Annotated in this window: 5 protein-coding genes and 1 pseudogene; 3 read left to right on the top strand and 3 right to left on the bottom strand. The window is 68.4% G+C overall.

Annotation, left to right across the window (positions count from 1 at the left end; all coding sequences use genetic code 11):
• The 3 genes and pseudogenes from PNO31109_RS22025 to PNO31109_RS21675 form a co-directional block, all read left to right on the top strand.
• Positions 1-262, top strand: a pseudogene (locus tag PNO31109_RS22025) (hypothetical protein); the annotation flags it as partial.
• Between the two features lie 47 nt (positions 263-309).
• A complete protein-coding gene (locus PNO31109_RS21680; RefSeq protein WP_150557504.1) occupies positions 310-765 on the top strand; it encodes a DUF2147 domain-containing protein in 456 nt (151 codons plus the stop codon).
• Positions 766-929: 164 nt separating this feature from the next.
• Complete coding sequence (locus tag PNO31109_RS21675) at positions 930-1,412, top strand: DUF2147 domain-containing protein (protein WP_150557503.1); 483 nt, start codon at positions 930-932, stop codon at positions 1,410-1,412.
• A 414-nt stretch (positions 1,413-1,826) separates the two neighbouring features.
• Here the strand turns inward: PNO31109_RS21675 and PNO31109_RS21670 are convergent, their stop codons facing one another.
• The 3 genes from PNO31109_RS21670 to PNO31109_RS21660 all read right to left on the bottom strand — a co-directional run bounded on the left by PNO31109_RS21670 (position 1,827) and on the right by PNO31109_RS21660 (position 5,100).
• Complete coding sequence (locus PNO31109_RS21670) at positions 1,827-3,062, bottom strand: collagen-like triple helix repeat-containing protein (protein WP_150557502.1); 1,236 nt, start codon at positions 3,060-3,062, stop codon at positions 1,827-1,829.
• A 38-nt stretch (positions 3,063-3,100) separates the two neighbouring features.
• The gene (locus tag PNO31109_RS21665; RefSeq protein ID WP_150557501.1) at positions 3,101-3,832 is read right to left on the bottom strand and encodes a MarR family winged helix-turn-helix transcriptional regulator; all 732 of its coding nucleotides are present in this window, start codon (positions 3,830-3,832) and stop codon (positions 3,101-3,103) included.
• 74 nt (positions 3,833-3,906) lie between these two features.
• Complete coding sequence (locus PNO31109_RS21660) at positions 3,907-5,100, bottom strand: collagen-like triple helix repeat-containing protein (RefSeq protein ID WP_150557500.1); 1,194 nt, start codon at positions 5,098-5,100, stop codon at positions 3,907-3,909.
• Between the last annotated feature and the right edge of the window lie 238 nt (positions 5,101-5,338).

The following is a 5,338-nucleotide window of genomic DNA, read 5'->3' as shown; positions in this document are numbered from 1 at the left end:
GCAACAGGCGCCGTCCGCGCCATCGGCGCCGCCTGCGCCTGCGTCCCACGCGGCCACGTCCGCGCCGCCGGGCGGCAGCGATGCCGCGGCGCCGACCGAAGCATCCGCGCGCACGATCACACGCACCGAGTTCGAGGACTTCAATCATTTCCTCGTGCATGTGTCGCGCAGCAATCGTCCCGAGCGTGTCGTGACGTTTACGCTCACGCGTCGTAATCTCGTGCAATGGCGTCTGACGGCAATCGCGTTGCCGCCGTTGTAATCGCTCGCCGTTCCCTCGAACCGCTAACGAAGGTCACTGTGAAACCGATGTTCAATGCCGCGCCGTGGCGGCGCCTTGGCGCGGCGGCAATCCTGTGTGCCAGCGCATGCGCGGCCGTGGCCGCCGACCTGATCTCGCCGGTGGGCGTATGGCGAATCGTCGACGAGACGGGCGACCCGAAAGCGCTCATCACCATCACTGAAAAAGACGGCGAGTACGTTGGCGCGCTATCGAAAAGCCTGGGCCGCCCCGACGGTCTGGAGCGCCGCTGCACCGAGTGCACCGACTGGCGCAAGGGCATGAAGCTGCAGGGCCTGCAGATCATTCGCGGGCTGCGCAAGGACGGCGACGAATACACCGGCGGCAAGATTCTCGATCCCGACAGCGGCAGCGAATACAGCGTCAAGGTGAAGGTGATCGACGGCGGGCGAAAGCTCGAGGTTCGAGGCTATTTCGGCATTTCGCTGCTGGGCCGCACGCAGGTCTGGCTGCGCGAACCGTGACACCGTTTCGCCCTTGATGCGGCGGCCTTGGAGTAGAGGACTTCCTCTGCACGTTGTGACGCCTTTGACGTAATCTTCAAAGCGACTCGCGCGAATGGCGGCGCAGGCGCGGCCGGTACGTGAGTCCTACGACAAATCAATTCCGTATCCGGGAGGATGACATCATGAAGGCGATTTCGAATTCGACGTCGTGGCGACGTCTGGGTGCGCAAGCGCTCGTCGCAGTAGCGTTGTTGGGCGGCGTTGCCAAGGCGGCGTTCGCGGCCGACGAGACCTCGCCGGTCGGTGTGTGGAAGACGATCGACGACAAGACGGGCAAGCCCAAGGCGCTCGTCACCATTACGGAGCGCAACGGCGAATACGTCGGCACGATCACCAAGGGACTCGGCGAAAACGACGACCCGGGCCGCATCTGCACCGCGTGCAAGGATGAGCGCAAGGATCAGAAGATGCTGGGCATGCAGATCATTCGCGGCATCAAGAAGGAAGGCGATCAGTACGCGGGCGGCAAGATTCTCGATCCGGAAAACGGCACCGAGTACAACTGCAAGATGACGCTCACCGACGGCGGCAAGAAGCTCGACGTGCGCGGCTACATCGGCATTTCGCTGATCGGTCGCACGCAGACCTGGATTCGCGAGCAATAAGGCACGCGATCGCATCGTCGGCTGCCACCGTCCGCACGCTCAGTACCGCCGGCGGCGCCCGACGTGCGCCGCCGCGCGGTGCGCACTCCATCCCATTCTTCGCCCCATTCTCGGCTTCACCCCATTCTCGGTCAGAAGACCCGCGGCGCAGACGCCCGGGTCTTTTGTTTTTTTGAGGACGCTCCAACGCCGCTCGTGGCGCGGCGCGACGCCATTTGCGCACACACGTTGACGCCGGCGCGTCGACGCGATGCCTGCATCGCCGTCCATCAAACGACAAAGCCTGGGCAGTGTCGCTTCACTGTCCGGGCTTGCCGTCGTCCGTCGAGCTTTGACTCGAGGACGCCCCCCTCTCGCGATTTATCGGTTCGTTCTGTCCGGCAGGCAATGCGCGCTGCTCGCGCGCTTACCCGCTCACTTGCCCAGGCCGCCCAGCAAGCTGGTGACGGGCGCCAGCAGGCCGCCGCCTGCACTTGCCGACGTGGTGCCCGCCACCGGGGCGAGCGGCGCCGTGACGGCGCTCAGCAGCGACGCCACGGGCGCGAGCGGATTGCCCGCACTGCCGCTGCTACCGCTGCTGCCCGAAGTGCCGCCCAGCAATCCCGTGACGGCGCCCAGCGGGTTGCCACTGCCGGACGACCCGGCCGTGCCCCCCAGACCGCCCAGGCCACCCAGCAGCCCGGTAAGCGAGCCCAACGGATGCGTCGTACCGGCCGAGGTCGATGTGATCGGCGTGTTGCCGAGACTGGCGAGCACCGCGCCCAATGCATTGGCGCTCGTGCCGTTGGTGGTGCCGTTGAGCAGGCCACCGACGCTGGCGACGGTGTTGCCCAGCGCCATGATCGGGTTGCCGAGGCTCGCGACCACCGCGTTCGGTGCGGCCGCCTTCACCTGCGCGCCCGTCGCGTTCAATGCGCCGCCCAGCGTGCCGAGCAGGCCCGCTACGGGGCCGCCGAGGCCGGTCGTGTTGCCGATGGTCTGCGTGGTGCTGACGACGGTATTCGTGATCGGTGAGATGGCCGAGGAGAGCGCCGTGGTCGCTTGCACGATCGGCGCGCTGGTGAGCGTTTGCGTGAGCATGGCGCCGCCTTTCACGCCCGTTTGACCGACCGTGGAGACGACCCCGCCGAGCGTTCCGGCGAGCGTGTCGACGGGGGTGCCCGCGAGCGGCCCGCTCTTGCCGATGCCCGCGATGCCGCTGCCGAGCGACACGCCCGCGTTGCCAAGATCGGCCACCACGCCGCCGGTGCTCGCGAGCGTGGTGCCGACAGGGTCGGCGCCCGATTTGCCGAGTTGCCCGAGACCGTTGCTCACGCCGGTGCCCAGATCGGTCACGGCATTGCCGGTTTGCACGAGCGCGCCGCCGAAGCCCTGCGTCGCCTGCGGCGACACGCCGGGAATCGTGGTGCCCGCGACCTGGTTGCCCACGGCGCTCACTACCGAGCCGACCGAGCTGATGACGCCGTTGCTGCTCGTTGGATTCGTCGGATTGTTCGGGTTGTTCGGATCGTTGGGGTTGTTCGGACCATTCGGGTTGTTCGGATTGTTCGGCGTGGCGCCGCTGCCGCCACCCGAGCTGGAGCAGCCGGTGACACCGACGACGCCGACGACCAGGGCCGCGAGCAACGCGGGACGCAGAATTTTCGACATGACGTTTCTCCTCGGCGCGGCGGGTGGTGCGGGCCGTCTCACGGCTTGGCCGGCGAGTGCCGGCTGCCCGATACCAGCCCCGCGATGTCCTGGTCGGCTTCGAAGCGCAGGCGGAACGTTTCGCTCTTGAGCGTGCGAATGCTCTGCACCAGAAAATCATGAATGGCAGCGAGCTCGCTGTGATCGTAGGCGGCGCTCACCGCCGTGAGCTCGCGCGAGACCGACGACAGGAATTGTTCGATTTGCGCGCACCGCTGCGCGATGGGATGGATCATCACCATGCGGCGGTCGTGCGGGTTCTTCTCGCGCTCGACGAAGCCCGCGCGCTCGAGGCGATCGATAACCGTGGTGATGCCGCCCGAGCTCACGCCCATGAGTTCGGCGAGCTGTCCCGCGGTGATCGATTCGAGCTCGAGAATCAGATCGAGCGCGTTCAGATCCGTCACGTTCAGGCCGAGCTGTTCGGCGAGCGCGGCGTGATAGAGCGCGGTATACACGGCGAGCCGGCGTCCGAGCGAGCGGACGATGCCGGCGACGAGATCATTACGGTTCGTATGTCGGTCGCTCATGGTGCCGTGTGTTGCGTTGAGCGGGGAGGCGCCGGACGTCGCCCCGGAAGCGGCACTCGCATCGGTGCCGAACGTGTGGTGTGCGTGACGCGCCGTGAAACCGTCGCCGGTCTCGCGCATCGCCACGGGTTCGGAGGTGGGCGGGGCGGATTCGCCATGACCGCGCGTCAGAACGCTGGTGTCGGAAATGAAGCGGGCCATGGCATCTCCTTATCGATGAAGCTCGTCACATGCGCGGTGCCGGAGCGCGCCAGCGCGCTCGCGACGATGGTGAATTACTTGCCGACGTGGGCCACGCTGCCGAGCAGGTTCGTCACCGGCGCAAGCAGGCCGGTGAGGCCGCCCGTGGCGCCGGCGCTGCCACCTGCGGCGCCCGTGACGCCGGCGAGCAGGCCGGTGACCGGTGCCAGCGGATTACCGCTGCCGGAGGAGCCGCCGGTCGCGCCCGAGAGCAGGCCGGTCACGGCGCCGAGCGGATTGCCGCTACTGGCCCCGGACGATCCGCCCAGGCCGCCCAGTCCGCCCAGGCCACCCAGCAGACCGGTCACCGGGGCGAGCGGGCTTGCGCTGCCGCCGCCGGCCGTCGTCGCGCCGAGGTTGCCCAGCAGCGAGCCGAACGGATTCGCCGAGCCGGTCGACGTGGAGCCATTGAGCAGCGTGCCGAGGCCGGAGACCGTGTTGCCGGTGGCGATCACGGTGTTGCCCAGCGCGGTCACGACACCGTTCGACGAGGTGCCCTTGATCGTGCCGCCGACCGTGCCGACCGTATTGCCGAGCGTGGTCAGCAGGTTCTGCACCGGGCCGCCCAGGCCCGTGGTGTTGCCGATGGTGCGCGTGGTGTCGGACACGACGTTGGTGACCGGATTGATCGCGGCCGAGAGCGTTGACGTCACCTGCGTGACCGGGCCGCCCGAGAACGCCTGCTTGAGAATCGCGCCGCCGGCGATGCCGCCCTGGCCGACCGTACCGACGACGTTGCCGAGTGCACTCGTGAGCGTATCGACCGGTGTGCCCGCGAGCGGGCCGCTCTTGCCGATGCCGGCCACGCCGCTGCCGAGCGACACGCCGGCCTGACCGAGGTCCGTGACGACGTTGCCGGTGCTCGCGAGGGTGATGCCGACCGTGTCGGCCGACGTGCCGGTCTTGCCGAGGCCCGCGCTCACGCCGTTGCCGAGGTCGGTGACCGCCTTGCCGGTGTTCGACAGCGCGCCGCCGAAGCCTTGCGAGGCTTGCGTCGACACCAGCGGCAACTGCGTGCTCGAGACCTGGTCGCCGAGGGCGCTCACGATGTTGCCGGCGGAGCTCACCACCCCGCCCGCATTGGCTGCGGTCGTGCCGACCGCATTCGGGGTGCCGGTGGTGCCGGCCGAACTCGCACCGCTGCCGCCGCCGCCGCTGGAGCAGCCGGTGAGGGCGATGAGACCGATGGCGGCCGAGGCCAGAAGGGTGCGTTGAAGTGCGTTCGACATGATGTTCCTCTCCCTTGATCGTTCTGAATGTTTGCCGGCGGCGGACCGTCCGGATGACGCTGTCACTTCCATCTGAGAAACCGGGGCCGCGCGCGCCGGGCGCGATACACGCGGCGCGCGCCGGTGCCGACGATTACTTCTTCACGCCGCCGAGCAGGCCGCCGAGCAGGCCGGTCACCGGCGCGAGCGGGCCGCCGCTGCCGCCCGTCGAGCCGCCGGTGGCGCCGCCCACGGCGCC

The sequence above is a fragment of the Pandoraea nosoerga genome (assembly GCF_902459585.1).
GTDB classification, from domain to species: Bacteria; Pseudomonadota; Gammaproteobacteria; order Burkholderiales; family Burkholderiaceae; genus Pandoraea; species Pandoraea nosoerga.
Note: the sequence above shows the minus strand (reverse complement) of the source record. Positions and strands in the feature narration are given on the sequence as shown.

Excerpts from the sequence above, each read along its gene's own strand:
- PNO31109_RS21660 (WP_150557500.1), bottom strand. The coding sequence starts at position 5,100 with ATGTCGAACGCACTTCAACGCACCCTTCTGGCCTCGGCCGCCATCGGT.
- PNO31109_RS21680 (WP_150557504.1), top strand. The coding sequence starts at position 310 with ATGTTCAATGCCGCGCCGTGGCGGCGCCTTGGCGCGGCGGCAATCCTG.
- PNO31109_RS21665 (WP_150557501.1), bottom strand. The coding sequence starts at position 3,832 with ATGGCCCGCTTCATTTCCGACACCAGCGTTCTGACGCGCGGTCATGGC.
- PNO31109_RS21670 (WP_150557502.1), bottom strand. The coding sequence starts at position 3,062 with ATGTCGAAAATTCTGCGTCCCGCGTTGCTCGCGGCCCTGGTCGTCGGC.
- PNO31109_RS21675 (WP_150557503.1), top strand. The coding sequence starts at position 930 with ATGAAGGCGATTTCGAATTCGACGTCGTGGCGACGTCTGGGTGCGCAA.